Origin of the sequence: Phenylobacterium sp. J367 (assembly GCF_024699985.1) — a bacterium.
Taxonomy (GTDB): domain Bacteria; phylum Pseudomonadota; class Alphaproteobacteria; order Caulobacterales; family Caulobacteraceae; genus Phenylobacterium.
In genome coordinates, this window is the sequence record NZ_JAJONA010000001.1 from 1,300,363 (window position 1) to 1,326,370 (window position 26,008).

The 26,008-nt window shown below is 70.7% G+C and carries 22 protein-coding genes and 6 pseudogenes; 17 read left to right on the forward strand and 11 right to left on the reverse strand.

Translation table 11 applies throughout. The annotated features are described in order from the left end of the window. Positions 1 to 371: 371 nt before the first annotated feature. The gene (locus LRS04_RS07035; RefSeq protein WP_257815748.1) at positions 372 to 1,340 is read right to left on the reverse strand and encodes a quinone oxidoreductase; all 969 of its coding nucleotides are present in this window, start codon (positions 1,338 to 1,340) and stop codon (positions 372 to 374) included. A gap of 3 nt (positions 1,341 to 1,343) precedes the next feature. After that, the gene (locus LRS04_RS07040; protein WP_257815749.1) at positions 1,344 to 2,039 is read right to left on the reverse strand and encodes a dienelactone hydrolase family protein; all 696 of its coding nucleotides are present in this window, start codon (positions 2,037 to 2,039) and stop codon (positions 1,344 to 1,346) included. 97 nt (positions 2,040 to 2,136) lie between these two features. Between LRS04_RS07040 and LRS04_RS07045 the strand changes: the two genes are divergently transcribed. The 8 genes and pseudogenes from LRS04_RS07045 (at position 2,137) to LRS04_RS07080 (ending at position 8,545) form a co-directional block, all read left to right on the forward strand. Then, entirely contained in the window at positions 2,137 to 2,379 is a 243-nt protein-coding gene (locus LRS04_RS07045) for a DUF6489 family protein (protein WP_257815750.1), read from the forward strand. Further along, positions 2,376 to 3,155: pseudogene (locus LRS04_RS07050) on the forward strand (GTPase); the annotation flags it as partial. The gene LRS04_RS07045 and the pseudogene LRS04_RS07050, both read left to right, overlap by 4 nt. A gap of 314 nt (positions 3,156 to 3,469) precedes the next feature. After that, positions 3,470 to 3,715: a hypothetical protein gene (locus LRS04_RS07055; RefSeq protein ID WP_374577129.1), complete on the forward strand. Its 246-nt coding sequence runs from the start codon at positions 3,470 to 3,472 to the stop codon at positions 3,713 to 3,715. Positions 3,716 to 3,841: 126 nt separating this feature from the next. Then, a pseudogene (mnmG, locus tag LRS04_RS07060) lies at positions 3,842 to 5,706 on the forward strand (tRNA uridine-5-carboxymethylaminomethyl(34) synthesis enzyme MnmG). Next, the gene (rsmG, locus tag LRS04_RS07065) at positions 5,684 to 6,337 is read left to right on the forward strand and encodes a 16S rRNA (guanine(527)-N(7))-methyltransferase RsmG (protein WP_257815751.1); all 654 of its coding nucleotides are present in this window, start codon (positions 5,684 to 5,686) and stop codon (positions 6,335 to 6,337) included. Before mnmG ends, rsmG begins: the two are co-directional and overlap by 23 nt. Beyond that, positions 6,327 to 7,139 carry a ParA family protein gene (locus tag LRS04_RS07070; protein ID WP_257815752.1) on the forward strand — a complete coding sequence of 271 codons (813 nt, stop codon included), beginning with the start codon at positions 6,327 to 6,329 and terminating at the stop codon, positions 7,137 to 7,139. The genes rsmG and LRS04_RS07070 overlap by 11 nt, the downstream gene beginning before the upstream one ends. A gap of 12 nt (positions 7,140 to 7,151) precedes the next feature. Then, positions 7,152 to 8,039, forward strand: coding sequence for a ParB/RepB/Spo0J family partition protein (locus LRS04_RS07075; RefSeq protein ID WP_257815753.1), 888 nt, complete (start codon positions 7,152 to 7,154; stop codon positions 8,037 to 8,039). After that, a complete protein-coding gene (locus LRS04_RS07080) occupies positions 8,036 to 8,545 on the forward strand; it encodes a GNAT family N-acetyltransferase (protein ID WP_257815754.1) in 510 nt (169 codons plus the stop codon). Before LRS04_RS07075 ends, LRS04_RS07080 begins: the two co-directional genes overlap by 4 nt. Here the strand turns inward: LRS04_RS07080 and holA are convergent. The 4 genes and pseudogenes from holA to LRS04_RS07100 all read right to left on the reverse strand — a co-directional run bounded on the left by holA (position 8,542) and on the right by LRS04_RS07100 (position 13,223). Continuing rightward, positions 8,542 to 9,595, reverse strand: a pseudogene (holA, locus tag LRS04_RS07085) (DNA polymerase III subunit delta). The gene LRS04_RS07080 and the pseudogene holA sit on opposite strands and share 4 nt — an antisense overlap. A 6-nt stretch (positions 9,596 to 9,601) precedes the next feature. Beyond that, on the reverse strand, positions 9,602 to 10,096 hold the full coding sequence (lptE, locus tag LRS04_RS07090; protein ID WP_257815755.1) for an LPS assembly lipoprotein LptE: 495 nt from the start codon (positions 10,094 to 10,096) through the stop codon (positions 9,602 to 9,604). Beyond that, positions 10,096 to 12,671 (reverse strand): annotated as a pseudogene (gene leuS / locus LRS04_RS07095) (leucine--tRNA ligase). Before leuS ends, lptE begins: the two are co-directional and overlap by 1 nt. 84 nt (positions 12,672 to 12,755) lie before the next feature. Then, positions 12,756 to 13,223 (reverse strand): DUF3576 domain-containing protein, encoded by a 468-nt coding sequence (locus LRS04_RS07100; protein WP_257819009.1) that lies wholly within the window; start codon positions 13,221 to 13,223, stop codon positions 12,756 to 12,758. Between the two features lie 271 nt (positions 13,224 to 13,494). Here LRS04_RS07100 and LRS04_RS07105 point away from each other — a divergent pair, with 271 nt between their 5' ends. Further along, positions 13,495 to 13,875 (forward strand): NtrZ family periplasmic regulatory protein, encoded by a 381-nt coding sequence (locus LRS04_RS07105; RefSeq protein ID WP_257819010.1) that lies wholly within the window; start codon positions 13,495 to 13,497, stop codon positions 13,873 to 13,875. Here LRS04_RS07105 and LRS04_RS07110 read toward each other — a convergent pair. After that, positions 13,865 to 14,461: a thiamine phosphate synthase gene (locus LRS04_RS07110; protein ID WP_257815756.1), complete on the reverse strand. Its 597-nt coding sequence runs from the start codon at positions 14,459 to 14,461 to the stop codon at positions 13,865 to 13,867. The genes LRS04_RS07105 and LRS04_RS07110 overlap by 11 nt on opposite strands. 19 nt (positions 14,462 to 14,480) lie before the next feature. Here LRS04_RS07110 and LRS04_RS07115 point away from each other — a divergent pair. Beyond that, positions 14,481 to 15,139, forward strand: a pseudogene (locus LRS04_RS07115) (YggS family pyridoxal phosphate-dependent enzyme). Here LRS04_RS07115 and LRS04_RS27705 read toward each other — a convergent pair. Next, positions 15,136 to 15,624, reverse strand: a complete 489-nt coding sequence (locus tag LRS04_RS27705) for a L,D-transpeptidase (protein ID WP_374577132.1) — start codon at positions 15,622 to 15,624, stop codon at positions 15,136 to 15,138. The pseudogene LRS04_RS07115 and the gene LRS04_RS27705 overlap by 4 nt on opposite strands. Positions 15,625 to 15,699: 75 nt before the next feature. Here LRS04_RS27705 and LRS04_RS07125 point away from each other — a divergent pair, with 75 nt between their 5' ends. After that, on the forward strand, positions 15,700 to 16,383 hold the full coding sequence (locus tag LRS04_RS07125) for a response regulator transcription factor (RefSeq protein ID WP_257819012.1): 684 nt from the start codon (positions 15,700 to 15,702) through the stop codon (positions 16,381 to 16,383). A 1-nt stretch (position 16,384) separates the two neighbouring features. Here the strand turns inward: LRS04_RS07125 and LRS04_RS07130 are convergent, their stop codons facing one another. Together LRS04_RS07130 and LRS04_RS07135 are read right to left on the reverse strand one after the other, a co-directional pair. Then, a complete protein-coding gene (locus LRS04_RS07130; protein WP_257815757.1) occupies positions 16,385 to 17,191 on the reverse strand; it encodes an exodeoxyribonuclease III in 807 nt (268 codons plus the stop codon). A 231-nt stretch (positions 17,192 to 17,422) separates the two neighbouring features. Beyond that, positions 17,423 to 18,049 (reverse strand): outer membrane lipoprotein carrier protein LolA, encoded by a 627-nt coding sequence (locus tag LRS04_RS07135; protein WP_257815758.1) that lies wholly within the window; start codon positions 18,047 to 18,049, stop codon positions 17,423 to 17,425. A gap of 103 nt (positions 18,050 to 18,152) precedes the next feature. On the opposite strand from LRS04_RS07135, the gene LRS04_RS07140 reads away from it, so the two are divergent. Continuing rightward, positions 18,153 to 18,401: a UvrB/UvrC motif-containing protein gene (locus tag LRS04_RS07140; RefSeq protein ID WP_257815759.1), complete on the forward strand. Its 249-nt coding sequence runs from the start codon at positions 18,153 to 18,155 to the stop codon at positions 18,399 to 18,401. On the opposite strand, the gene LRS04_RS07145 is transcribed toward LRS04_RS07140, so the two are convergent. Continuing rightward, positions 18,398 to 20,803: a DNA translocase FtsK gene (locus LRS04_RS07145; protein ID WP_257815760.1), complete on the reverse strand. Its 2,406-nt coding sequence runs from the start codon at positions 20,801 to 20,803 to the stop codon at positions 18,398 to 18,400. The two genes, LRS04_RS07140 and LRS04_RS07145, sit on opposite strands and share 4 nt — an antisense overlap. Before the next feature lie 124 nt (positions 20,804 to 20,927). On the opposite strand from LRS04_RS07145, the gene LRS04_RS07150 reads away from it, so the two are divergent. The 5 genes and pseudogenes from LRS04_RS07150 (at position 20,928) to LRS04_RS07170 (ending at position 26,005) form a co-directional block, all read left to right on the forward strand. Continuing rightward, complete coding sequence (locus LRS04_RS07150) at positions 20,928 to 21,347, forward strand: hypothetical protein (RefSeq protein WP_257815761.1); 420 nt, start codon at positions 20,928 to 20,930, stop codon at positions 21,345 to 21,347. Between the two features lie 35 nt (positions 21,348 to 21,382). Next, positions 21,383 to 21,847 (forward strand): hypothetical protein, encoded by a 465-nt coding sequence (locus LRS04_RS07155; protein WP_257815762.1) that lies wholly within the window; start codon positions 21,383 to 21,385, stop codon positions 21,845 to 21,847. A gap of 193 nt (positions 21,848 to 22,040) precedes the next feature. Beyond that, the gene (gene dnaK, locus LRS04_RS07160) at positions 22,041 to 23,945 is read left to right on the forward strand and encodes a molecular chaperone DnaK (protein ID WP_257815763.1); all 1,905 of its coding nucleotides are present in this window, start codon (positions 22,041 to 22,043) and stop codon (positions 23,943 to 23,945) included. Positions 23,946 to 24,123: 178 nt separating this feature from the next. Beyond that, positions 24,124 to 25,280 (forward strand): annotated as a pseudogene (dnaJ, locus tag LRS04_RS07165) (molecular chaperone DnaJ). Positions 25,281 to 25,456: 176 nt separating this feature from the next. Next, positions 25,457 to 26,005: a response regulator transcription factor gene (locus tag LRS04_RS07170; protein ID WP_257815764.1), complete on the forward strand. Its 549-nt coding sequence runs from the start codon at positions 25,457 to 25,459 to the stop codon at positions 26,003 to 26,005. Positions 26,006 to 26,008 lie beyond the last annotated feature (3 nt).

Sequence of the window (26,008 nt, forward strand, 5' to 3'; positions counted from 1 at the left end):
ACCGGGGCTCGCGCGGGAGTGGAAAAGCCTCCGGGGGGTACGCGCGTACCGCGAACCCTTGCCTGGCGAAGCATCAGGTCTTTTCTTGGAAAACAGCTTCGTGAGGAAGAGAAACGCCCGGTAGTCCTACCGGTAAGCCCGCGGGCAGACCGTCGGACCGCTGTTTTCTCAGTCTTTTCAGTATAGGCGAGAAAGCAGTGTTTCACGTGAAACACTACCGCGTCTCACGCGTTAAGCGCCGCCCGCCCTCACCCTACCCTTTCCCTCTCCGCTGCGCGGGGGGAGAGGAGGGCAAGCCCCGACCTCGCTGCCAAACTCCTCTCCCCCGGGCGGAGCCGAGAGGGGAGAGGGCAGGGTGAGGGCCTGGGGCCCTACGGGATCAGCAGCGTCGCCCCGACCGTCTGGCGGCCTTCCAGCGCCTCGTGGGCCTTGCGGGCGTCCTCCAGGGCGAAGGTCTGGCCGACCTCGATCTTCACCGTCCCCGCGCGGACCACCTCGAACACCGCCGCCGCCGAGGCCTCGAGCTCCTCGGTGGTCACGATGTAGTCGAACAGGGTCGGGCGGGTGAGGTAGAGCGACCCGCCCGCCGCCAGCCGGCCGGGCGGGAAGGGCGGCACGGCCCCCGACGCATTGCCGAAGCTGACGAACAGACCGCGCCGCGCCAGGCTGGCGAGCGTGCCCTCGAAGGTGTCCTTGCCGACGCTGTCGTAGGCCACCGGCACGCCCTTGCCGCCGGTGATCCGCCGGACCTCGGCGGCCACGTCCTGATCGCGGTAGAGGATCACGTGGTCGGCCCCCAGCTCCCGGGCCTTGGCGGCCTTGGCCTCGGAGCCGACCGTGGCGATGACCTCGGCGCCGATGGCCTTCAGCCACTGGGTCATGATCTGGCCGACGCCGCCGACCGCCGCGTGCACCAGCACGGTCTCGCCGGCCTTCACCGGATAGCACCGGCGGATGAAGGCCTCGGTGGTCATGCCCTTCAGCAGGATCGCCGCCGCCGTCCGGGCGTCGATGTCGTCCGGCAGTTTCACCAGCCGGTCGGCGGACACCACATTGGCCTCGGCATAGGCGCCGAACCCGCCCGAATAGGCGACCCGGTCGCCGACCTTCACCCGCGTCACGCCCTCGCCGACCGCATCGACCACGCCCGCCGCCTCGCCGCCCGGCGTGCAGGGCAGCTTCACGGGGTAGAGGCCGGTCCGATGGTAGGTGTCGATGAAGTTGAGGCCGATGGCCTCGTGGCGGACGCGGGCCTGGCCGGGCTTCGGCTCGGGGGCGGGAAGGTCGACGAGCTTGAGGACCTCGGGCCCGCCGGTCTCGGTGAACTGGATCGCGCGCATGGCCTAGCTCAGGTGCTGCGCGAAGAACTGCAGGGAGCGGCCGCCGGCCTTCATGGCGTCGGCCTCGTCATAGTGGGCGCCGCCCACGCGGGCGAAGGCGTGGTCGCGGCCGGGGTAGGTGTAGATCGTCACCTGCGGGTGGTTGGCGAGCGCCTGCTGGATGGCGGCCTGCGCTTCCTTCGGCACGAACTGGTCTTCCTCGGCGATGTGCAGCAGGACGGGCCGCGTCAGCTTCTCGGCCTCGGCCGTGCGGTTCTCGATGCCGACCCCGTAGTAGGCGACAGACGCGTCGGCGTCGGTGCGGGTGGCGGTGAGGAAGGCCAGCAGGCCGCCCAGGCAGAAGCCCACCGCGCCCACCTTGCCGGTGCAGTCCGGGCGCTTCCGGACCGCGTCGATCGTCGCCTGGATGTCCTTCACCCCGGCGTCCACATCGAAGGCGTTGAACAGCTCGAACGCCCGCTTCCACTCGGCCTCCGACTGGTCGGTGATGTCGATGCCGGGCTCGATTCGCCAGAACAGGTCGGGGCAGACGGCGAGATAGCCCTGGCCGGCCAGGCCGTCGGTGATGTCGCGCATCACCTGGTTCACGCCGAAGATCTCCTGGATCACCACGACCGCGGCGGCCGGGGTCTTCTCGGGCCGCGCGAGGTAGGCCTCGAACGATCCGTCCTCAGTCGTGATGGTGATGCGTTCACCCATGGTGATCTCCTGATTTTCGCGGGCCCTTCGGCATCGGCTACTAGCGCGACGGCCTGTCGCAGGGCCATAACTTTCGGCCGTAGAGGAAGGGCAAGCCATGAAGATGACGATCGAGGTGGACTGCACGCCGGAGGAGGCGCGCCGGTTCATGGGCCTGCCGGACGTGACCCCGCTCAACGAGCACCTGGTCGCGGAGATGAGCAAGCGGATCGACGCCAACATCAGCATGCTCAATCCCGAGGAGTTCATGAAGAACTGGATGGCGTTCGGCAGCGGGGCGCAGGAGCAGTTCCGCAAGCTGATGGAAGCCGGCATGGGCGGGACCCAGCCCAAGGGATGACGGACACCATCTTCGCCCCGGCCACGGCGGCGGGCCGGGCGGCGGTGGCGGTGGTGCGGATCTCCGGACCCCGGACCGACATTGCGGTGAAGACCCTGGCCGGCCAGCTCCCGCAGCCGCGCCGGGCGACGCTGCGGAGAATCCGCGACGCCGCGGGACTGGTGCTCGACCAGGCCCTGGTGCTCTGGTTCCCGGGGCCCCGCAGCTACACCGGCGAGGACTGCGCCGAGCTGCACCTGCACGGCGGGACCGCCGTGGTGCGCGCGGTGATCGAGGCGCTGGCCGCCCTGGGGCTCCGGCTGGCGGAGCCGGGGAGTTCACGAGGCGCGCCTTCGAGAACGGCCATCTCGACCTCGCCCAGGCCGAGGGGGGTGGCCGATCTGATCGACGCCGAGACCGAACAGCAGCGCCGCCAGGCGCTGGAGCAGGTGTCGGGCCGGCTCTCCAACGTCCAGGCGCGCTGGCGCGAGGCCCTCACGGAAGCCCTGGCCATGTTCGAGGCGGCCGTGGACTTTCCCGACGAGGAGGTGCCGGCCGACGTCGCTGCCCGCGCCCGTCCGATCCTCGGCCGGCTCATCGCGGAACTGGACCAGGCCGCGGCCGACGCCGAGCGCGGGGAGCGGGTGCGCGAGGGCTATCGCATCGCCCTGATCGGCGCGCCCAACGCCGGCAAGAGCACCCTGCTGAATGCGCTGGCCGAGCGGGACGCCGCCATCGTCACCGCCACGCCCGGCACCACCCGCGACATCATCGAGGTCCCGATGGTGCTGGCCGGCTACAAGGCGTTGCTGGCCGACACCGCCGGCCTGCGCGAGACCGGCGACGAGATCGAGGCCGAGGGGGGTGCGTCGCGCCCGGGCCTGGGCCGCAGGGGCGGACCTGCGGCTCTGGCTGGTCGACGGCTCGGCGGACGAGACCCCCGGCGTGCCCATGGAGCTCCGCGCCGGCGACCTCTGCCTGATCACCAAGCGCGACAAGCCGGTGGGCGCCGCGGGCGCCTGGGCGGCGGGGGCAGGGGAAGCGCCTGGGCCTCTCGGTCGCCGAGATCACCGCCAAGGGACCGGGCGATCTCGCCTGGCTCCGCGAGACGCTGGGGGAGCGCGTGGTGGCGGCCCTGGCCGGCGCCGAGCCGCCCGCCGCCACCCGCCTGCGACACCAGGAACTGCTCACCGACGCCGCCGACCGCCTGCGCCAGGCCCTGGCCGAGGAGGAGCACCTGGAGCTCGCGGCCGAGGACGTCCGCCTCGCCGCACGCGCCCTCGACCGCATCACCGGCCGCATCGACCCCGAGGCGGTGCTCGGCAAGATCTTCAGCACGTTCTGCATCGGCAAGTGATGCTTAGCGCCGCAGGTGTTTCACGTGAAACACCGCGTTAACGCCTGCGTCGCCGCCGCGCCTCGCGCGGCGAGGGGTCTTGCGCTATATGAGGAGCCCTCGCCCCCGCCCGGGGGGCGTGATGCTTTGAGGACGGCCTTGGCCAACTGGGATGTGATCGTGATCGGCGGCGGACACGCCGGATGCGAGGCGGCCGCCGCGGCCGCTCGCGCCGGCGCGCGCACCCTGCTCCTCACCCACAAGCTCGAGACCATCGGCGAGATGAGTTGCAACCCGGCCATCGGCGGCCTGGGCAAGGGCCACCTGGTCCGCGAGATCGACGCCCTCGACGGCCTGATGGGCCGCCTCGCCGACAAGGCCGGCATCCAGTTCCGGATGCTCAACCGCTCCAAGGGCGCCGCGGTCCGCGGCCCGCGCTCCCAGATCGACCGCCGCCTCTACCGTGAGGCCATGCAGGCCGAACTGAGTGCGACGCCGAATCTCGAGATCGCCGCCGCCGCCGTCGAGGACCTGATCGTCGAGGACGGCCGGGTCGCCGGCGCCGTCGACGCCGAGGGGCGGGCCTACCGCGCCGGCCGCGTCGTCCTGACCACCGGCACCTTCCTAAAGGGCGTGATCCACCGCGGCGAGGAACGCATCCCCGCCGGCCGCGTGGGCGACCAGCCCGCGATCGGTCTCTCGGACCGCCTCTACGCCCTCGGCCTCAACATGGGCCGCCTGAAGACCGGCACCCCCGCCCGCCTGGTCGGCTCCTCCATCGCCTGGGATCGCCTGGAGATGCAGGCCGCCGACGACGAGCCGGTGCCCTTCTCCTTCCTCACCGACCGGATCGAGGTTCCGCAGATCGCCTGCGGCATCACCTACACCACGGCCGAGACCCACCGGATCATCGCCGAGCGGCTGGGCGAGTCCGCCGTCTATGGCGGCAAGCTGACGGGCAGGGGCCCCCGCTACTGCCCCTCCATCGAGGACAAGGTGGTCCGCTTCGCCGACAAGGAGAGCCACCAGATCTTCCTGGAGCCGGAAGGCCTGGACGACGACACCGTCTATCCCAACGGCATCTCGACCTCCGTCTCCGAGGAGACCCAGGACCTGTTCCTCAGGACCATCCCGGGCCTGGAGAACGTCCAGGTCCGCCGCTACGGCTACGCCATAGAATACGACTACGTGGACCCCCGCGAGCTCTTCCCGACGCTGGAGGTCAAGGCGCTGCCGGGCCTCTACCTGGCCGGCCAGATCCAACGGCACCACGGGCTACGAGGAGGCGGGCGCGCAGGGCCTGGTCGCCGGCCTCAACGCCGCCCGCGCCGCGAAGGACTTGGAGCCCGTCCAGTTCGCCCGCGACGAGGCCTACATCGGCGTCCTGATCGACGATCTCGTCACCCGCGGCGTCACCGAGCCCTATCGGATGTTCACCAGCCGGGCGGAGTTCCGCCTGACGCTCCGCGCCGACAACGCCGACCAGCGGCTCACTGACAAGGGGATCGCGCTGGGCGTGGTGGGCGAGGCCCGCGCCGCCGCCTGGACCGCCAAGCGCGACGCGCTCGCCGCCGCCCGCGCCGAGGCCGCCGCCCTGACCCTCACCCCGGCCGAGGCCGCTAAGGCCGGCCTGCCGGTGAAGGCCGACGGCCAGCGCCGCGACCTCGTCCAGCTGCTCGCCTATCCGACCATCGGCTTCGACGACCTGGCCGCCATCTGGCCGCAGATCGCCGCGTGGCCGGCCCCGGTCCGCGAGCAGGTCGAGATCGACGCCAGCTATGCCGGCTACCTCGACCGCCAGGCGGCCGACGCCGCGGCCTTCCGCCGGGACGAGAACCTGCGCCTGCCGGCCGACCTCGACTACGGGGGCATCGGCGGGCTCTCCAACGAGGTCCGCGACAAGCTCGCGGCCGTGCGTCCCCTGACGCTCGGCCAGGCCGCCCGCATCGAGGGCGTTACTCCCCGGCGCGCTGACCGCGCTGCTCGCCCATGTCCGTCGCCGCGCGGCCTGAGCCCTTCCTGGGCCCCACCGACGCGGCGAGCTTCGCGGCCGCCACCGGCGCCACGCCGGCGCAGATGCGCGACCTCGCCCGGTTCCTGGAGATGCTGGAGGCGGGCAACGCGGTGATGAACCTCGTGGGGCCGAAGAGCCTGCCGGACTTCTGGAACCGCCATGCCTGGGACAGCGCCCAGCTCCTGCCGCTCGCTCCGGAGGCCCGAACCTGGGCCGACCTGGGCGCCGGCGCCGGCTTCCCGGGCCTGGTGCTGGCGATCCTGCTCAAGGGGCGCGAGGGCGCGCACGTCCACCTCGTCGAGAGCATGACCAAGCGCTGCCGCTTCCTGCAGGAGGTGGTCGACACGGTCGACCTGCCGGCCACGGTTCACAACGATCGTGCGGAAAACCTCAAGCTGGCTGTGGATGTCGTCACCGCGCGGGCTTGCGCGCCGCTCGTGCGCCTGCTGGGGTTCGCGCAGCCCTACCTGCAGGCGGGGGCAGACGGGCTCTTCCTCAAGGGACAAGATGTTGCGTCCGAGCTGGAAGAGGCTACAAAATCTTGGAAGTTCGAGGCGGAGGTTATCCCGTCGGCGAGCGACGAGAGAGGTCGTATCGTGCGTGTGAAGAGGTTCGGTCGTGCCAGGTAATACCGAACGGCCGCTCCGCGTGCTGGTCATTGCCAACCAGAAAGGCGGCGTCGGCAAGACGACGACCGCCATCAACCTCGGAACGGCGCTGGCTGCCGTCGGCGAGAAGGTGCTGCTGATCGACTCCGATCCGCAGGGCAACGCCTCGACCGGCCTGGGTGTCGGCCGGGCCCAGCGCAAGACGACGCTCTACGACGTGCTGATGGGCGAGCACACCATCGAGCAGGCCGTGGTACACACCGCGCTTCCCGGTCTCGACCTGGTGCCGGCGGACCCCGATCTTTCGGGCGTGGAGCTGGAGCTCGGCCAGCAGGCGCGGCGCTCGTTCAAGCTGCGCGACGCCCTGCATCCGCTGCGGGACTCGGGTCAGTATACCTACGTTCTGATCGATTGCCCGCCGTCGCTGAACCTGCTGACGGTGAACGCGATGGCGGCGGCCGACGCGGTGTTGGTGCCGCTACAGTGCGAGTTCTTCGCCCTGGAGGGCCTGACCCAGCTCATGCGGACCGTCGATCTGGTGCGCGGCAGCCTCAACCCGAACCTCGAGATCCAGGGGGTAGTGCTGACCATGTACGACCGGCGCAACAGCCTTTCGGAGCAGGTGGCCAGCGACGTGCGCGCCCACTTCGGCGAGGCGGTCTACCAGACGGTGATCCCGCGCAACGTGCGGGTCTCCGAGGCGCCCTCGTTCGGCAAGCCGGTGCTGGTTTACGATCTGAAGTGCACGGGCAGCCAGGCCTATCTGAAGCTGGCGCGGGAAGTCGTGGTCCGCGAGCGCGAACGCCGCGCGCAGGCGGCTTAGGGAAGCGAGACGATGGCTGAGCGCAGAGGACTGGGACGCGGCCTGTCGGCCCTCCTGGGAGAGGCTGAGGAAGCGGTGGTGACGGGGGAGGCCCCGGCGCCCGGCGCGCCGCCGCCGTCCGGCGTGCGGGAGATCCCCATCGAGCTGATCCACCGCAACCCGAACCAGCCGCGGCAGCACTTCTCCGAGGCCGAGCTCGCGGAGCTGGAAGCCTCGATCCGTGCGTCGGGCGTGCTGCAGCCGATCCTGGTGCGGCCGTCGCCGGAGAAGACCGGGGAATATGAGATCGTCGCCGGCGAGCGCCGCTGGCGCGCCTCGCAGCGCGCCGGCGCCGGCTCGATCCCGGCGCTGGTCCGGCCCCTGGACGACAACGCCGCCTACGAGATCGCCATCGTCGAGAACGTCCAGCGCGAAGACCTCAACGCGATGGAGGAGGCCAAGGCCTACGAGAGCCTGATGGGCCGGATGGGCTACACCCAGGAGCAGGCCGCCAACGCGGTCGGCAAGAGCCGCAGCCACGTGGCCAACACGCTGCGCCTGCTGCAGCTGCCGCCCAGCGTCCAGGACCATGTGCTGCACGCCCGCCTGACCGCCGGCCATGCCCGGGCGATCCTCGCCTCCGACGACCAGGAGACGGTGGCGGAGCAGATCGTCTCCCGCGGTCTCTCGGTGCGCGACGCCGAGGCCCTGGTCCGCGCCAAGGCCGCCGGCCCGAAGAAGGCGTCCGGCCCCCGCAGGCCGCAGAAGGACACCGACACCGCCGCCCTCGAGGCCGACCTCGAGGACGTGCTCGGCATGAGCGTCGACATCACCGACCGCGGCGGGGCTGGCGAACTGCGCATCCGCTATGCCACGCTGGAGCAGCTCGACGAGATCTGCCGGAGGCTCACGCGGACATGAGTGTCGCCCAGGGTTCCATCGTCACCCTCTCGCGGCTGACGGCGCGGGACCTGAAGGCCGCCTCGAAGGTCCCCTTCGCGCTCTCGGCCGTCGAGCCGCTGAGCAACCCGGTGCGGGCCCGCGAGGTCTACGACGAGACCGGGTTCTGGACCGATGACGCCGGGGTGCTGGCCATCGAGGTGGACGACCGGCTGGTGGGCACGATCCAGTTCTACCGCTCGGGCCCCGGCATCCAGGGCTTCGAGATCAGCCTCGTGCTCCATGATCGCGACGACTACGGCAAGGGCTATGGCGTCGAGGCGCTGAAGTTGATGAGCGACCTGCTGTTCAACGCCAAGCCGAACCTCCGCCGCCTGCAGCTCCTCGTGCCCACCTGGGACGACCGGGCCGCGCGCCGCGTGGAGGACGCCGGCTACGCCAGCGAGGGGATCCTGCGAAAGGCCGGCTTCGGCGCGGACGGCCCCGAGGACTGCATCCTCTATTCGATGGTCCGCGACCGGGGCTAAAGACCCATCCGCCGCGCGCGGCCGGCGATGGTCAGGGCCAGGCGCTGGGCGATGAGCTGATCCGGGGAGCCGGCGGTCTTGCAGGCCCTGTCGGCGGCCAGCACCTCGGGCTGGATCCTGTCGAGCTCGTCGAGGGTCCAGGTGCGGGCCTGGCGGAGAAACTCGCGCTCCTGCTTCCAGAAGACCCCGGAAGCCTTGGCGGCCTCCTGCAGGCCGGCGCCGGACTTGGCAAGCGTCAGCGTGCGGCGCAGGCGGCCGAGGTGCATGCCGATCGCGCGCACGGCGGCAGGGCCCGCCTCGCCCTCCTGGGCCGCGCGGCGAAGCCCGGCCTGGGCCTCGGCCAGGCGACCGCCGAATGCGTCGGACGCCGCGTCGAGCAGAGAGGCCTCGGGCTCGACGCCCAGGAACGCCTCCAGGTCGGCCGGGGTGGCGGTCGTGTTGCTGCCGGGGCCGAGGTAGAGGGCCAGCCGCTCGATTTCGGCGCGGGCCACGCCGCGCTCCTTGGGCATCCGGGCGACGAAGAGGGCGAGCGCGTCGGGGTTCAGGCTGACGTTGTCGCGCGCCAGGGTCTCGCGGACCAGGCGGGCCACGTCGCCCGGCTCGTCCTCGTAGCAGGGGATGCAGACCGCGCCCGTGACCTTCTCGGCGACCTTCCGGAGCGCCGAGGTGCGGTCGAGGGCGCCCGCCTCGATCAGCAGGAAGGCGTCGGGATTGAGCTCGCCGGCGGCGTGGCGGGTGAGCGCCTCGGCGGCGACCTTGTCGGGCCCGGCCTTGTCCGACGTGAGACGCAGGCGCACCAGCCGGCGGCCGCCCATCAGCGACTGGGCGGCGAGCTCGCCCTCCAGGCGGCCGGCGTCGGGAATCGAGGTCGCCGTCGGTGAGCTGGGCGACATCGAAGGGGTCGTCGGGGTTGGCGGCCACCTTCGCCGCAAGCTGATGGCCGCGGTCGCGGACCACGCCCACGTCGCGGCCGTAGATCACCGCGGCGCGGACGCCCGGGTCCGGGGATTTCAGGAAGCGCTCAATATCGGGGCGCTTGGAGAGGATCATCGGGGTCTAGGACTTCGCCCGGTCCGCGAGCCAGGCCGCCAGTTCGAGCTGGATGCGCCGCGCCGCTTCCTCGGCCGCGCGGTCCTGGGCGTCCTGCTGGGCGGCGATCGAGGCGTAGGGCTGGTCGGCGCTGTCGTAGGTGAGCTCGACGCGCACGCTGCCGGCCTTCTCGGCCACGCCCGAGGCGGTGCTCACCAGCGCGTAGTTGGCGGTCAGCACGTACTCATAGCGGGTGGCGACGTTGTCGATCCGCACGCCGCGGGGGTAGCGCGCCTCGTTGAGCTGCAGATTCATCCGCCAGGCCGGCGTGACTCCGTGGTTCTTGGCGAAGGCGTCGTCCAGGTGCTGGCGGATCAGGTAGCCCGTGCGGCCCTCGGGCGCGACCACATCGATGGAGGCGAGGTTCGAGACCACGCCGGGCGTGCCGTAGAGGGGCGTTAATCCGCAGCCGGAGAGGGCTCCGGCGGCCAGGATCAGGCAGAGCGCGAGGGCCTTGCGCATCAGGCGGCCACGATGTTGACGATGCGATCCTTCACCACGATCACCTTGCGGATGGTCAGGCCCTCAAGGCGCCGTGCGATCTCGGGATCGTCAAGCACCATCTTTTCCACGTCGGCCGGTTCTGCGCCGGCCGGCGCGGTGATCTCGCCCCGGCGCTTGCCGTTCACCTGCACCGGCAGGACCTTCACGGCGTCCTCGGTGAGCGCCGGATCGAAGCCCGGCCAGGGCGCGGCGACCACCATGCCCTCGCCGCCGATCCGGGCCCAGCATTCCTCGGCCAGGTGGGGCGTGAAGGGGGGCGATCAGGCGCGCGAAGGCGCTCAGCGCCTCCTGGCGGGCGGCCAGAATGGCGGGCGAGGCCCCCTTGGCGGGGTTGGCCTTCAAGAGGTTCAGGAACTCGTAGAGCCGGGCGATGCCGGAGTTGAACCGGAAGCCGTCAATGGCCTCGGTCACCTGCTTGACGAGCTTGTGGGTCGCGCGGCGCAGCTCGGCGTCCGGCTCGGCAGCCGACGCGCCCTCGGGCTGGCTGTCGAACTCGTCCCAGACGCGGTTCACGAAGCGCCAGGAGCCCTGCACGCCGCCGGTCGTCCACTGGACGTCGCGCTCCGCCGGGCTGTCGGAGAGCACGAACAGGCGCGCGGCGTCCACGCCATAGACGTCGAAGATCTCCTCGGGCGCCACGGTGTTCTTCTTGGACTTCGACATCTTCTCGATGTCGCCGATCACCACGGGCTCGCCGGTCTCGATCAGCCGGGCGCGGCGGGTGTTCCCCTCGGCGGTGACGTCCACCTCCCTGGGCTCGATCCACTCGCCGTTCTGCCGCCGGTAGGTCTCGTGGGTGACCATGCCCTGCGTGAACAGGCCCGCGAACGGCTCGCGCACCGAGAGTTGGCCGTCGTCGGCCAGGGCCTTGGTGATGAAGCGGGCGTAGAGCAGGTGCAGCACGGCGTGCTCGATGCCGCCGATGTACTGGTCGACGGGCAGCCAGTAGTCCGCGTCCTCCTTGCTGATCGGCTCGGGGACGTGCGGGTTGGCGAAGCGGGCGAAGTACCAGGAGCTGTCCACGAAGGTGTCCAGCGTGTCGGTCTCGCGGGTGGCGGGGCCGCCGCAGCCGGGGCAGGTGGTGTGCTTCCAGGTCGGGTGGCGCTCGAGGGCGTTGCCGGACTTGCCGAACTCGATGTCGGCCGGGTGGGCGACCGGCAGCGCGCTCTTCGGCAGGGGGGACGACCCCGCAGGCCTCGCAGTGGACCACCGGGATCGGGCAGCCCCAGGCGCGTTGGCGCGAGACGCCCCAGTCGCGCAGGCGGAAGACGGTCGCGCCCTCGCCATCGCCCTGGGCCTCGAGGCGGGCGATGGCTTCGGCCTTCGCCGCCTCGATGTCCAGGCCGTCCAAGCCGTTGGAATTGTAGATGGTTCCGGGACCCACATAGGCCTCGGTTCCGACCGTGAAGGTCGCCGGATCCTCGCCGGGCGGCAGGACCACGGGCTTCACCGGCAGGTCGTACTTGCGGCAGAAGTCGAGATCGCGCTGGTCGTGGGCCGGGCAAGCGAAGATCGCGCCCGTGCCGTAGTCCATCAGGATGAAGTTGGCGATCCAGACCGGCAGCTCCCAGGTCGGATCGAACGGGTGCTTCACCTTCAGGCCGGTGTCGTAGCCGAGCTTCTCGGCGGTCTCGATCTCCGCCTCGGTGGCCGCGCCCTTGCGGCACTGCTCGACAAAGGCGGCGGCCTTGGGGTCGCGCGCGGCGACCGCCGCGGCCAGCGGGTGATCAGGGGCGATGCCGACGAAGCTCGCGCCGAACAGGGTGTCGGGACGGGTGGTGTAGACCTCCAGGTCCTCCACGCCGCTGTCGGCCGGCGGGCCGCTCGCGAAATGGAACCGGAACCTCAGCCCCTTGGAGCGGCCGATCCAGTTCTCCTGCATCACGCGGACCTTCTCGGGCCAGCGGTCCAGGCTCGCCAGGTCGTCGGTCAGCTGGTCGGCGTAGTCGGTGATCCGCATGGACCACTGGGCCAGCTTGCGCTTCTCCACGACCGCGCCCGACCGCCAGCCGCGGCCGTCGACCACCTGCTCGTTGGCCAGCACCGTCTGGTCGACCGGGTCCCAGTTGACCAGGCTCTCCTTGCGATAGACCAGGCCGCGGGCGAACAGGTCCAGGAACCAGGCCTGCTGCTTGCCGTAATAGTCCACATCGCAGGTGGCGAACTCGCGCGACCAGTCGATGGAGAGGCCCAGCTCCTTCAGCTCGGCCCGCATCCGGGCGATGTTCTCGTAGGTCCAGGCCTTGGGATCGACGCCCCGCTCCATGGCGGCGTTCTCGGCGGGCAGACCGAAGGCGTCCCAGCCCATGGGATGCAGGACGGAGAAGCCGCGGGCGCGCTTGAAGCGGGCGATGACGTCGCCCATGGCGTAGTTGCGCACATGGCCCATGTGGAGACGTCCCGACGGGTACGGGAACATCTCCAGCACGTAGTACTTCGGCTTCGAGCGGTCGGCGACAGCCCGGAAGGCGTCGGCGTCGGTCCACGCCTGCCGCCAGCGGGGCTCGGTTTCCTTGGGATTGTAACGGGCCATGACGGGCCGCCTTTGGACTGGATGTGGAGGTCCGGTCAACGGCGGATCACGTCACGCGCCGTCGACGATCGAGATCCGAGGGCCTCAGCCCCGGATGTTCGAAAGTCGAAGCTGGCGCGCGCGGGTCAGGATCGCGTTCTCGATGTCCGTCTCGGTCTGGGTGGCCGGAGCCGCATCGACCCAGTTGCCGCCCGCGTCGCGGCTCTGCTTGAAGACCGCCACGTTCAGGCCGTCGGCGCGCAGGCGCGAGTCCAGGATGTAGACGGTGGCCTTGAAGCGCTCGTCCGGCTTTTCGGGGTTGGTGTACCAGTCGGTGATCACCACGCCGCCGTAGGGGTCGGCGGACGCCAGCGGCATGAAGGACAGGGTGTCCAGCGTGGCACGCCACAGATAGCCGTTCACGCCGATTCCGGTCTGGGCCTGGGCGGCCTGAGCCTCCTGGCCGCGGCCGAACATGGCAGGCCCGCCCGAGCAGGCGGCCAGACCCAGGACACCCAACGCCAGAGCGCCCGTCGTCACGCCACGCACCCAAGAACCGCGCACAAACGGCATATGCATCCGCTCCAATTGATTTCCGTCGCGCCTTTTCGAAGCGCTACGGCGCCGCCCCGCGCCGCGCCCTCTATAGCAATGGCCTTCCCGGCGCCAAATCGAAATCGCGTGGCCCTTCGGACACAGGCGCCGAACGATTCGTCTGCGGCGGGACCTTCTGTCACAGAGTCACGATTGACCCATACGTAAGGTGTTCTCTAATCGACCTTGACCGTCGGTCTCCTCCAAGCGGGGGGCTGCGGACACGGTGTGCTGGGGTTATATGTTGCGTATGTCGGCTCGACGGATCCTCGCTGCGATCGCCACGGCCGCGCTGTTCGGCGCGGGCGCGACGGCTGTGCACGCCGCCGAACAGGACTTCACCGTCCGCCAGGAGCCGACGGCGTCCCCCATCCAGCCGAACGCCGGCCAGACCATGAAATGGGATGTGCAGAAGCGGCGCTGGGGCCTGACCTTCAACCTCGAGCAGCCGACGGCGCGCCCGTCGACGCTGAACGACGTCGAGGCCGGGGCCTACTATCGCATCACCCCGTCCATCCGGGTCGGCGGCGCGGTGGCGCTGGGCGAGGAGCAGTTCGCGCCGGGGCCGAAGAAGCCGGACGCCGCCAAGGGCCAGCCGCGGGTGCGGCTGGAGACCAACTTCAAGTTCTGATCAGGCCCTCCACGGCCGCCAGACCCACCAGGCCCGCGTCGACGAGACGGCGGGCCGTTTCATTTGTGATCCCGCCCAGGGCGTAGACCGGGCCGCCGGCGCCGCGGGCGAGCCGCGCCAGGCGCACCGGGCCGAGCGGCGTTCCCGCCGAGGCGCTGTTGCTGGCGAAGGCGACCGAGATCACGGCGGCGTCCGCCCCGGCGGAGATCGCGCGCCGAGCCGCCGGCAGGGAATGGGCCGCTGCGGTGACGGTCCAGCGGGGATGGGCGCGCTTCAGGGGGCCGGCGCGACGGGCGAGCCGCTCGGGCAGGTGGACGCCGTCGGCCCCGATCCGGGCCGCGAGACCGGGGTCCGCGCCGATCAGCAGCCTCAGGCGGCGGTCCCGGGCGACGGCCAGCAGGGCGCGGGCGGTCTGTTCGGCGTCGGCGGCGCCGAACCCCCGGAACACCACCGCCGAGCCGGCCGGCAGGGCGGCGGCGACGCCGCAGGGGTCGGGCGTGCGGACGGGGTCGGTGAAGAACAGCAGCGGCGGCAGGGCCTTCCACGAGCCCGCGCGGCGGCTTAAGAGCGCCGCAGTCCGCCGCAAGGTCCAGAACGTCCCCGAGATGACCGCCGCTCCCGCCACTGCCTATCTCGACGTCGTGGCCCGGATCGCCGCCGCGGCGCAAGCCTCCGGACGAGCGCCCGGGGATGTCACCTTGGTGGCGGTCTCCAAGCAGCAGCCGTGGGAGGCCATCGAACCCGTACTCGCCGCCGGCCAGCGAGTTTTCGGCGAGAACCGGGTGCAGGAGGCCGAAGCCCGCTGGGCCGGCAAGGCCGCGGGCCTGACGCTGCACCTGATCGGACCGCTGCAGACCAACAAGGCCAAGGAGGCGGTCGCCTTCTTCGACGTCATCGAGACCCTCGACCGCGGCAAGCTCGCCACCGCGGTCGCCGACCAGGTGCAGAAGCAGGGGCGAAGCCCGCGGTTCTACGTCCAGGTGAACACCGGCGAGGAAGCGCAGAAGGCGGGCGTCGTTCCGGCCGAAGCCGACGCCTTCATCGGCGCCTGCCGGGCGATCTATGGCCTCGCGCCCGAGGGGCTGATGTGCATCCCGCCCGTCGGCGAACCCCCGGACCGCACTTCGCGCTCCTGCGGAAGATCGCCGAGCGCAACGGGCTTGCGAAGCTCTCCATGGGCATGAGCGACGACTTCGAGACCGCGATCCGCTTCGGCGCGACCTCGGTCCGGGTCGGCTCCGCGGTGTTCGGAGCGCGCGGCTAGAGCCGGATCTCGACGGCGTCGCCGGGCTTCGCGGCCGCCAGGAAGGCCGCCATGTCGTCGGGGGCCAGGGCGACGCAGCCCTCGGTGGGCGTGTAGCCGGGCTTCCTGAGGTGCAGGAAGATGGCCGAGCCCAGGCCGTCGACCACCGGCTCGTCATTGTGGCCGAGAACCACGACCACGTCGTAGGCCTCGTCCTCGGTCCGCCACATGCGCTCGGCGCTGGCGGGGTAGGGCAGCTTGACCGGGCGATTGTAGGCCGGGTCGCCGGCGGCGTCGCACCAGCCGTCGTCCGGCTGGATCGGCTCGACAGGCAGGGCCGTCGCCGGCGCCCGCGCCCTTGTCGGGTCGGTAGAGCACGCGCCGTACGGGCCAGACGCCCGCCGGCGAGCAGCCGTCGCCCTCGCGCTTGTCGGCGGCCGCGACGACGCCGGAGCGGCCCAACGCGCAACGCGCCTTGCGGTTCCCCAGGTCGAACATCCCGTCAGGCGTGGCGGTGAAGATCACGACGGCTCCGGATAATGCTTTGCCCCGACGGCAGATTACGGTGCATGTTCTTGCCCATGCCTCAACGCAAGACCCTCCTCATCGTCGACGATGACGCGGACCTGCGCGGCGCAGTCGCCGAACAGCTCCAGGCTGAAGAGTTCAACACCGTGGAAGCCGACACCGCCGGGCGCGGTGTCGAGCTCGCCGTCGAGATCCGGCCCGACCTGGTGCTGCTCGACGTGGACCTCCCCGACATGGACGGCCGCGAGGCCTGCCGGCAGATGCGCGCCAAGGGCGTCGCCGCCCCGGTGATCATGCTGACGGCCGCCGCCGCCGACGAGGACACGGTCCAGGGGCTGGAGGCCGGCGCCAACGACTATGTCACCAAGCCCTACAAGTTCGCCGTCCTGCTGGCCCGGATCCGCGCCCAGCTCCGCAGCGCCGAACATTCCGAGGGCGCGGTGTTCCGTCTCGGCGCCTACGAGTTCCGACCGGCCGCCAAGCTGCTGATCGACGAGAGCCAGAAGAAGATCCGGCTCACCGAGAAGGAAACCAACATCCTGAAGTACCTCTACCGCGCCGGCGAGAAGCCGGTGTCCCGGGAGGAGCTGCTGGCCGAGGTGTGGGGCTACAACGCCGGCGTCACCACCCACACGCTGGAGACCCACGTCTACCGGCTGCGCCAGAAGATCGAGCCCGACCCGGCGAACGCCCGCCTGCTGCTCACCGAGGCCGGCGGCTACAAGCTCGCGCCCTGATCTAGAGGACGAGATCCGCCGTCACCGGGGCGTGGTCGCTGGGCCGTTCCCAGGCGCGGACCTCGTCGTGGACGCGGCTGGCGGCGGAGCCCAGGCGGAAGGCCGCGTCGCGGAGGCCCGGCGTCACCAGGATGTGGTCGAGCCTGAGGCCGCGGTTGGACTGGCGGAAGTCGGCAGCGCGATAGCTCCACCACGACGCCATCTTTTCCGGCTCCGGCGTCGTCTCGCGCGGCAGGTCGATGAAGTCCAGCGAGGCCTTGAGCGCGGCGAAGGCCTCGACCTCCACGGGCGTGTGGCTGACGATCTTCGACATGTAGCGGTGGTTCCAGACGTCGAACTCGCCCGGGGCCACGTTGAGGTCGCCGACGATGGCCAGCGGCGCCTTACGGTCGCGCTTGGAGAGCTCGGCGGTCAGCTTCTCGTAGAAGTCGAGCTTGTGGTCGAACTTCGGATTGGCCTCGCGGTCGGGAATGTCGCCGCCCGCCGGAATGTAGAAGTTGTGGACCTCGACGCCGGCGACGGTCCCGCCCACGCAGCGGGCGTGGCCCTCGCGGCAGACGTCCAGGGGCTGGGCGTCCTCGATCGGCAGGCGGGACGCGATGGCCACCCCGTGCCAGCCCTTCTGGCCGGCGATCTTGAGGTAGGGCAGGCCCATGTCGACGAAGGCCTGTCGCGGGAACTCCCCCTCGCGGCACTTGATCTCCTGCATGCACAGGACGTCTGGCGCATGCTCGGCGACGAACCGGGCGGCCTGCTCGTGACGCAGGCGGACGGAGTTGACGTTCCAGGTGCAGATACGGAGGCGCATGCGGCTTCCTAGACTGGGCGGCGGGCGCCGGCCAAGGCGGCAAAAGAAACGCCCGGGCACTGGAGGGGCCCGGGCGTGGAAAGTGGTCTCTCATGCCGCCGCCGGGAGGGGATAGGTTCCGGCACGGTAGCCGGACGCGCGACCGACGCGCATCCAACATAGTGGTATTATGGCAACGCGATCCGAAAAACGCAAGCACGCAAAGGTTAAGGCTTGCGTGTGTTTTTCCAGTCACGCCCGGGCGCGGTCCCGGTAGGGGTTCTTCAGGACGAACAGGTCGGCGGCGAGGCCCGAGGCGGCCTGCAGGCCCTGGACCTGCACGCGCGTCGAGCGGCCCTGGGCGTCCTGCACCGTCCAGCCGGCCAGGGCGAGCGGCGCGTCGGTGAAGGTAAGGGTGATCTGGCCCGCGGTCTTCTTCGCGCCGTCGCGGGCCGTGATCGAGAAGCCGCCGGCCATCCGCGAGACGCGGGTGACGGTGACGCCGCGGTCGAGGCGGATGGTCTTGGCCAGGAACAGCGAGAGCGGCGTGGACTGCAGCGGATAGCGGTCGAAGGTCTTCAGCCGGGCGTCGTGCACCGCGACGTTGCCGCCGTCGGAGACGACGGTCAGACCCGACGGCGGGTCATAGGCGAAGCGGGCCTTTCCGGGACGCTTCAGGTAGAGTGCGCCTGTGGAGCGCTGGCCACGGGCGTCGGTCTGCACGAAGCGGCCGCGGGCCTCGCGCAGGCCCTCAAGGTAGGCGACGGCGCGGTCCACCAGCGCCTTGTCTGCGGGGCTGATGGTCTGTGCGGATGCTGACCCCGCCGCGAACGGGGCGGCGGCGAGCGCCAGCACGGCGGATCGGCGGGTGAGGCTCATTGTGGGCTCCGGCATGGGATCACGCTAACCCTGACGCTTGGCGTCATTAGGGCGGGTTCGTGTCCGGCGGCAACGCTCAAGCTTGGAGGCGCGTTCCGGAGTCATGATCGAGGACCTGAAGGCGAGGCTGGCCAAGGCGGTGGCGGAGGAGGACTTCGAGACCGCCATCCTGCTGCGCGACGCCATCGACCGGATCGAGCGGGGCGAGAGCGCCATCACCGAGCAGAAACCCGGCCGTATGGGCCTGGGGTCGAGCCAGGAGCGCTATGCCAGCGAGGGCTCGAAGCCTCTGCCCAAGAAGCCCGACCCGATGACCAAGGGCCACAAGCCGGGCGGTCGCCGAAAGGGCTAGGGCGGCGCGCCGACCAGAATCTCGCGCTTGCCGGCGTGGTTGGCCGGGCCCACGACGCCCTCCTGCTCCATCCGCTCGATGAGCGAGGCGGCGCGGTTGTAACCGATCTGCAGGCGGCGCTGGACGTAGGAGGTGGACGCCTTGCCGTCGCGGGTGACGATGGCGACCGCGCGGTCGTAGAGGTCGTTGGCGTCGCCGGTGTCGCCGCCGAAGCCGAGGTTGGGACCGTCGTCGCCGTCCTCCTCGCCGCCGGCGGTGACCTCCTCCAGATACTGCGGCTGGCCCTGCTCGCGCAGGAACTTCGCCACGGCCTCCACCTCGCCGTCGGAGACGAAGGGCCCGTGCAGGCGGGTGATGCGGCCGCCGCCGGCCATGTAGAGCTGATCGCCCTGGCCCAGCAGCTGCTCGGCGCCCTGCTCGCCCAGGATGGTCCGGCTGTCGATCTTGGAGGTGACCTGGAAGCTGATCCGGGTCGGGAAGTTGGCCTTGATGGTGCCGGTGATGACGTCCACCGACGGGCGCTGGGTCGCCATGATCACGTGGATGCCGGCGGCCCGCGCCATCTGGGCCAGGCGCTGGACGGCGCCCTCGATGTCCTTGCCGGCGACCATCATCAGGTCAGCCACCTCGTCGATGATCACGACGAGATAGGGCATGGGCTCGGGAAGAATCTTCTCGCTCTCGTACATCGGCCGCCCGGCCTCGTCGAAGCCGGTCTGGACGGTGCGCTCGAAGTGCTCGCCTTTCGCGAGGGCCTCCTTGGCCCGCTCGTTGTAGGAGGCGACGTTGCGGACGCCGATCTTGGACATCCGCCGGTAGCGGTCCTCCATCTCGCGCACGGCCCACTTCAGGGCGACGATGGCCTTCTTGGGCTCGGTGACCACCGGGGCCAGGAGGTGCGGGATGCCGTCGTAGACGGAAAGCTCCAGCATCTTGGGGTCGATCATGATCATCCGGCACTGCTCGGGCGGCAGGCGGTAGAGGATCGACAGGATCATCGCGTTGACGCCCACCGACTTGCCCGAACCGGTGGTGCCGGCGATCAGCAGGTGGGGCATCTTGGCGAGGTCGGCGATGTAGGGCTCGCCGCCGATGGTCTCGCCCAGCGCCATGGGGAGCGTCTGGCCGCCCTTCTCGTACTCGGGCGCGGCCAGCAGGTCGCGCAGGTAGACGGTCTCGCGCTTGGAGTTCGGCAGCTCGATGCCGATGGCGTTGCGGCCCGGCACGACCGAGACGCGGCAGGCCGCGACGCTCATGGAGCGCGCGATGTCGTCGGCCAGCGCCACGACGCGGGCCGACTTCACGCCGGCGGCCGGGACGAGCTCGTAGAGGGTGACGACCGGGCCCGGGCGGATCTGGTCCACCGTGCCGCGGACGCCGAACTCGGCCAGGACGCTCTCCAGCAGCTGGGCGTTCTGGCGCAGCGAGCCCTCGTCGAACTGGGCGGCGCGGGGCTTCGGCTTGGCCAACATGGACAGTTCGGGGAGGCGGAAGCCCCCCGTCTGGGCGAAGTCGAAGGTGGCCTGGGCCTCACGTTGCTCCCGGACACTCTCCTTGGGTGCGGGCTTGGGGGCGCGGACCTTGAGCTGCGGGGCGGGCGAGGGGAGGGCGTCGTCGTCCTCAGCGTCGAACCCGCGGTCCGCCGCCGCGTCGGGCGTGGGGCCGAGGGCCGCGGCGGGGATGCCGGCGTCCCGGAGTTTCGTGCGCCGGGCGGGCTTTTCCGGCTTGGCCGGCTTCTCGGCCTTGGCGACCTTGAGCTGGATCTTCGGCTGCGGCTGGAGCGCGGCCTGCAGCCACTCGCCGGCCCCGGCGAGGTCGCGCCGGCTCAGGCCAAGGCCATAGCCCAGGGCGACGAGCGCGCCGACGGCCAGGAGCCCGGTGGCGATGGCGGTCGAAAGCGGGATGTGCGCCCAGGCGATCAGGCCCGAGAGTCCGTGCAGCAGCGTGTCCCCCCAGAAGCCCCCCAGGCCCTTGGCCAGCGGCCAGGCGGCGGGCGGCGCCGGGAGCGCGAGCGCGCCAGCCAGGGCCAGCACGCCGGCTGCGCCGGCCAGCGCCCGCAGGCGGATGTGCAGGCGGCTGGCGTCCGGTTCGCCGGCGGTGACGCGGCTGAGGCCGAGCACGACCATCAAGAGGGCGGCGACGCCGACGGCGAGGCCCAGGGACTGCACGCCGATGTCCGCGACGACCGCGCCCACGCCGCCCAGCGCGTTCCTCGGCGCGCCGGGTCCGGCGGCGTTCAGGCTGGGATCGGCGGCGTGATAGGTGGCGAAGGCCACGGCCGCGGCGACGCCGGCCGCGGCGGTGATCCCGCCGCGCAGGCGCGCAGTCGAGGGATGCGACCAGGCGAGTCCGGCGATGTGCCAGAAGAGCTCGATGCCCGTCTTCCGCGCCGCCCGCGCCATGCGTCCCTCAGCCTCCGGTTTGATCGAAGGCCACTTTTGGGCCCCCTGCCGGTTAACGGGCGTTTACCCTGCGCGGCTGCGCGACGGGCTTCCGCCCGGGGGCGCGGCGCATTAGGGTCCGGCCATGCCCCGTACCGACTGGTCCATGCCCCGTCCCTTGCTGCAGGTGGTCGCCGGCGCCCTCGTCGCCGTCGCCGTGGGCAGCTTCAGCCTCGGCGTCGCCACCGCCCCGTCGCGCGGCCGGTTGCCGGGCGAGCGGTCAGACGGCGCGTCGCAGGCCGTGCAGGCCGTGGAAGCCACGCCGCTCAGCCAGGAGCGGATCGAGGGCCCCCCGCCGCCGCCCGAGCCGACTCCGGAGGAACTGGCCAAGCTCGAGGCCGACAAGAAGGCGCGCGAGGAGGCGGAGGCCGCCCGGATCGCCGCCGAGCAGGCCCTGGCCAGCGCCCCGCCACCGGTGGTGGCCCCCGCCCCGGCTCCGGATCGGGTCGGCGATATTCTGCAGAACCCGCCGCCGCCGCCGGCCGCCGAGGACCCGCCGTTCTAGAGGGCTCCGTCCGCGACGCCGTGCGTTGAGCGCTCATGGCCGCCCGCCCGTTCAGCCTCCGCCGCCTGACGCCCGCCGAGCGGGACCTGGCGCGCGAGATGTTCGGCGCAGGGCTGGACGTCGCCCGCGTGCGCCTCCTCGCCCTGCCGCTCTGGAATCGGGCCTTCGTCGCGGGGCCCTCGCTGATCGTCTGGCCGGCGAAGGCGCTGCCCGAAGACCTGGCCGCCGCGCCGCTGCGCGCCCAGGCGACGCTGATCCATGAGCTGACCCACGTCTGGCAGGCCCAGAACGGGGTCCGGCTGCTGTTCGCCAAGCTCCGGGCCGGCGACAGCGCGGCAAGCTACGCCTACGGGGCGGACGGCCTGGGCGACTTCGCGCGGCTCAATATCGAGCAGCAGGCCATGGTGGTGGAGCACGCCTTCCTGGCCTCCCGGGGCGCCCGCGCGCCGTTCGCCGCCGAGCTCTACACCAAGGTTGCGGCCGCCTGGCGGCGCGGGTGAGTCCATGTCCCTGACGACGCTAAGGACATTCGCCCTTGCAGCCTTGGCGAATTTCCCCATATCGGCTGGCGACGCGAGGCTTCCGCTTTGGGAAACTTCGCGGAGATTGATCGACCGGGGGCGTCGCAAACGAGGCGCTTCGATAGAAGGCCAACCCGCGGCGTCCGCCAACTAGGAGCGAGCAAGACTCTCAATGAGCAAGATTATCGGCATCGACCTCGGCACGACCAATTCGTGCGTCGCCATCATGGATGGCAAGGCGCCGAAGGTGATCGAGAACGCCGAGGGCGCGCGGACCACGCCGTCCATCGTCGCCTTCCTGGAAGACGGCGAACGCCTCGTCGGACAGCCGGCCAAGCGCCAGGCCGTCACCAACCCCGCCAACACCCTCTTCGCGATCAAGCGCCTGATCGGCCGCCAGTTCTCCGACCCCGTGGTCGAGAAGGACAAGCACATGGTGCCGTACGAGATCGTGAAGGGTCCGAACGGCGACGCCTGGGTGAAGGCCCAGGGCAAGGACTATTCGCCCCAGCAGGTCTCCGCCTTCATCCTCCAGAAGATGAAGGAAGCCGCCGAGCAGCACCTCGGTGAGAAGGTCGAGAAGGCGGTCATCACCGTCCCGGCCTACTTCAACGACGCCCAGCGGCAGGCGACCAAGGACGCCGGCAAGATCGCGGGCCTGGAAGTCCTGCGGATCATCAACGAGCCGACCGCGGCGGCCCTGGCCTACGGCCTCGAGAAGAACGACGGCAAGAAGATCGCCGTCTACGACCTCGGCGGCGGCACCTTCGACGTCTCGATCCTGGAGATCGGCGACGGCGTCTTCGAGGTGAAGTCGACCAACGGCGACACGTTCCTCGGCGGTGAGGACTTCGACCTGCGCCTCGTCGACTACCTGGCCGACGAGTTCAAGAAGGAGCAGGGCGTCGACCTGCGGAAGGACAAGCTGGCCCTCCAGCGCCTGAAGGAAGAGGCCGAGAAGGCAAAGAAGGAGCTCTCCAGCGTCACCCAGTACGAGGTGAACCTGCCCTTCATCTCGATGAACGCGTCCGGCCCGCTGCACCTCAACATCAAGCTGTCGCGCGCCAAGCTGGAGGCCCTCGTCGAGGACCTGATCCAGCGCACGATCGGCCCGTGCGAGAACGCGCTGAAGGACGCCGGCCTCAAGAAGACCGACATCGACGAGGTGATCCTCGTCGGCGGCATGACCCGCATGCCGAAGGTCGTCGAGGTCGTGAAGGAGTTCTTCGGCCGCGAGCCCCACAAGGGCGTGAACCCGGACGAGGTCGTGGCGCTGGGCGCCGCGGTCCAGGCCGGCGTGCTGCAGGGCGACGTCAAGGACGTGCTGCTGCTCGACGTGACCCCGCTGACCCTGGGCATCGAGACCCTGGGCGGCGTGTTCACCCCGCTGATCGAGCGCAACACCACGATTCCGACCAAACGCTCCCAGACCTTCTCGACCGCGGACGACAACCAGTCGGCCGTGACGATCCGGGTCTTCCAGGGCGAGCGCCCGATGGCGGCGGACAACAAGCTGCTCGGCCAGTTCGACCTGGTCGGCATCCCGCCGGCGCCCCGCGGCGTGCCGCAGGTCGAGGTCACCTTCGACATCGACGCCAACGGCATCGTCAACGTCCAGGCCCGCGACAAGGCGACCAGCAAGGAGCAGTCGATCCGCATCCAGGCCAACGGCGGCCTCTCGGACGCGGACATCGACGCCATGGTCAAGGACGCCGAGTCCCACAAGGCCGACGACGAGAAGCGCAAGGCCGTGGTCGATGCGAAGAACCAGGCCGACAGCGCGGTGCACACCGCCGAGAAGGCGCTCTCCGAGCACGGGGACAAGGTCTCGGAAGCCGACCGGACCGCCATTCAGACGGCGATCGACGAGCTGAAGACGGCCAAGGAAGGTGACGACGCCGAGGACATCGCGGCGAAGACGCAGGCCCTCATCCAGGCTTCGATGAAGCTCGGCGAGGCCATGTACAAGGCCCAGCAGGACGCCGGCGACGCCGGCGAGCAACCTGCCTCGGACGCCGCCGGCGACGATGTCGTCGACGCCGAGTTCGAAGAAGTCGACGACAAGAAGTCGGCGTGACATCGCGCCCCATGGCGAACCCCGGTCTCACATGCGAAGGGTTCGTCACTGGGGACGTCGCCGCCGCTTCTGCAGCACGACAGGGAGCCCCCGCCCGCTCGGCCACAAGCCTTGCAGCCGGGCGGGGGCTATCCCACCTCCTTCCCAACAGTTTGATGATTGAGCGCCAGAGCTTCTGATGCGGGACTATTACGAGATCCTGGGCGTCGAGCGCGGCTGCGATGCGGCGGGCCTGAAGGCCGCCTTCCGCAAGCTCGCCATGGAGCACCACCCTGACCGCAACGGCGGCTGCGAGGACGCGGCCGGGCGGTTCAAGGAACTCAACGAAGCCTATTCCGTGCTGTCCGACCCCCAGAAGCGGGCGGCCTACGACCGTTTCGGCCACGCCGGCGTCAATGGGGGCGGCCCGGGCGGCGGGCAGCAGTTCCACGACGTGCACGACATCTTCAACGAGGTGTTCGGCGACGTCTTCGGCGACATGTTCGGCGGCCGCGGCCGCGGCGGCCAGCAGAGCCGCGGTCCGGCCCGCGGCCAGGACCTGCGCTACGATCTGGAGATCAGCCTGGAGCAGGCCTATGCGGGCGCCGAGGTGGAGATCACCATCCCCGCGGCCATGACCTGCGAGACCTGTGACGGCTCCGGCGCGAAGCCCGGCACCAGCCCGACCACCTGCACCGGCTGCAACGGCGCGGGCCGGGTGCGCGCGACGCAGGGCTTCTTCTCCATCGAGCGGGCCTGCCCACGCTGCGGCGGCTCCGGCCAGATGATCCTCGATCCCTGCGCGGACTGCCGCGGACAGGGCCAGGTGCGCAAGGAGCGGACGCTCTCGGTGCGCATTCCGGCCGGCGTCGACGACGGCGCGCGGATCCGGCTGGCCGGCGAGGGCGACGCGGGGCCCGCAACGGCCCGCGCGGCGACCTCTACATCTTCCTTTCGGTGCGTCCGCACGACCTCTTCGAGCGCGACGGCCTGGACCTGCTCTGCACGGTGCCGGTGCCGATGGCGGTCGCCGCGCTCGGCGGCGAGATCGAGGCTCCCTGCCTGCTGGGCGGCGAGACCTGCGATGGCCAGTGCAAGCTCGAGGTGAAGGTGCCGGAAGGCGCCCAGACCGGCCGCACCGTGCGCGTGAAGGGCCGCGGCATGCCGTCGCTGCGCGGGCCGCAGCGCGGCGACCTCGTGGTCGAGCTGTTCATCGAGACGCCGACCCGGCTGACCGCCCGGCAGAAGGAACTGCTGCGCGAGTTCGCCGGAACGTGCTCCGAGCAGCAGCACCCCAAGCAGGCGAGCTTCCTGGGCAAGGCCAAGCGCTTCTGGGACGAGGTCACCGGGGCCTAGGATCTGGGGCGGAAACCCCACTCCCAAAGGGTAGCGCGCGCGGACCTTTCCCGGCAGACTCAGCCACCGGTTGAGTGAGGTGTGTGGAGCGGGTCTTTTGCGGCGGGTTCATGTTGTCGACGACGACGAGCTCATCCGGGAGGCGGTGGAGCACGTCCTCATCGGCGCCCGGCTGCGTGGTGGACACCTATCCCGACGGGCCTTCGTTCCTCTCGGCCCTCGATGATCCCCGGCCGGGTTGCGTGCTGCTCGACATGCGCATGCCGGGCATGACCGGGGTCGAGGTGCAACAGGCCTTCAACGCCCGTGGCTTCGACTGGCCGGTGGTGGTGCTCACCGCCGCCAACGAGGTGCGCCTCGCCGTCGAAACCATGAAGAACGGCGCCTTCGAATACCTGCAGAAGCCGTTCGACAGCGAAGAGCTGAGACGGGTGATCGGCGACGCCTTCCAGGCCTTGGAGGCTCGCGCCGAAGAGGCTGCGCGGACGTCGGACGCCCGCAGGAAGGTCGGCTCCCTTTCGGCCCGGGAACGCGAGGTCCTGCAGGGACTGCTGGCCGGAATGCCTTCGAAGCTCATCGCCTATGAGCTCGATCTCTCAACCCGCACGGTGGAGATCTACCGCGGCAAGATGATGGACAAGCTCGGCGTCCGCAGCGTCTCGGCCGCAGTGCGCCTGGCGCTGGCCGCCGGCGTCACGCCGCTCGTGGAGCGTGACGCCGGCTAGGCG

Coding starts and splice junctions, on each gene's coding strand:
- LRS04_RS07035 (WP_257815748.1), bottom strand. CDS start 1,340: ATGCGCGCGATCCAGTTCACCGAGACCGGCGGGCCCGAGGTCCTCAAG.
- LRS04_RS07040 (WP_257815749.1), bottom strand. CDS start 2,039: ATGGGTGAACGCATCACCATCACGACTGAGGACGGATCGTTCGAGGCC.
- LRS04_RS07045 (WP_257815750.1), top strand. CDS start 2,137: ATGAAGATGACGATCGAGGTGGACTGCACGCCGGAGGAGGCGCGCCGG.
- rsmG (WP_257815751.1), top strand. CDS start 5,684: ATGTCCGTCGCCGCGCGGCCTGAGCCCTTCCTGGGCCCCACCGACGCG.
- LRS04_RS07075 (WP_257815753.1), top strand. CDS start 7,152: ATGGCTGAGCGCAGAGGACTGGGACGCGGCCTGTCGGCCCTCCTGGGA.
- LRS04_RS07080 (WP_257815754.1), top strand. CDS start 8,036: ATGAGTGTCGCCCAGGGTTCCATCGTCACCCTCTCGCGGCTGACGGCG.
- lptE (WP_257815755.1), bottom strand. CDS start 10,096: ATGCGCAAGGCCCTCGCGCTCTGCCTGATCCTGGCCGCCGGAGCCCTC.
- LRS04_RS07100 (WP_257819009.1), bottom strand. CDS start 13,223: ATGCCGTTTGTGCGCGGTTCTTGGGTGCGTGGCGTGACGACGGGCGCT.
- LRS04_RS07105 (WP_257819010.1), top strand. CDS start 13,495: ATGTCGGCTCGACGGATCCTCGCTGCGATCGCCACGGCCGCGCTGTTC.
- LRS04_RS07125 (WP_257819012.1), top strand. CDS start 15,700: ATGCCTCAACGCAAGACCCTCCTCATCGTCGACGATGACGCGGACCTG.
- LRS04_RS07130 (WP_257815757.1), bottom strand. CDS start 17,191: ATGCGCCTCCGTATCTGCACCTGGAACGTCAACTCCGTCCGCCTGCGT.
- LRS04_RS07135 (WP_257815758.1), bottom strand. CDS start 18,049: ATGAGCCTCACCCGCCGATCCGCCGTGCTGGCGCTCGCCGCCGCCCCG.
- LRS04_RS07140 (WP_257815759.1), top strand. CDS start 18,153: ATGATCGAGGACCTGAAGGCGAGGCTGGCCAAGGCGGTGGCGGAGGAG.
- LRS04_RS07145 (WP_257815760.1), bottom strand. CDS start 20,803: ATGGCGCGGGCGGCGCGGAAGACGGGCATCGAGCTCTTCTGGCACATC.
- LRS04_RS07150 (WP_257815761.1), top strand. CDS start 20,928: ATGCCCCGTACCGACTGGTCCATGCCCCGTCCCTTGCTGCAGGTGGTC.
- LRS04_RS07155 (WP_257815762.1), top strand. CDS start 21,383: ATGGCCGCCCGCCCGTTCAGCCTCCGCCGCCTGACGCCCGCCGAGCGG.
- dnaK (WP_257815763.1), top strand. CDS start 22,041: ATGAGCAAGATTATCGGCATCGACCTCGGCACGACCAATTCGTGCGTC.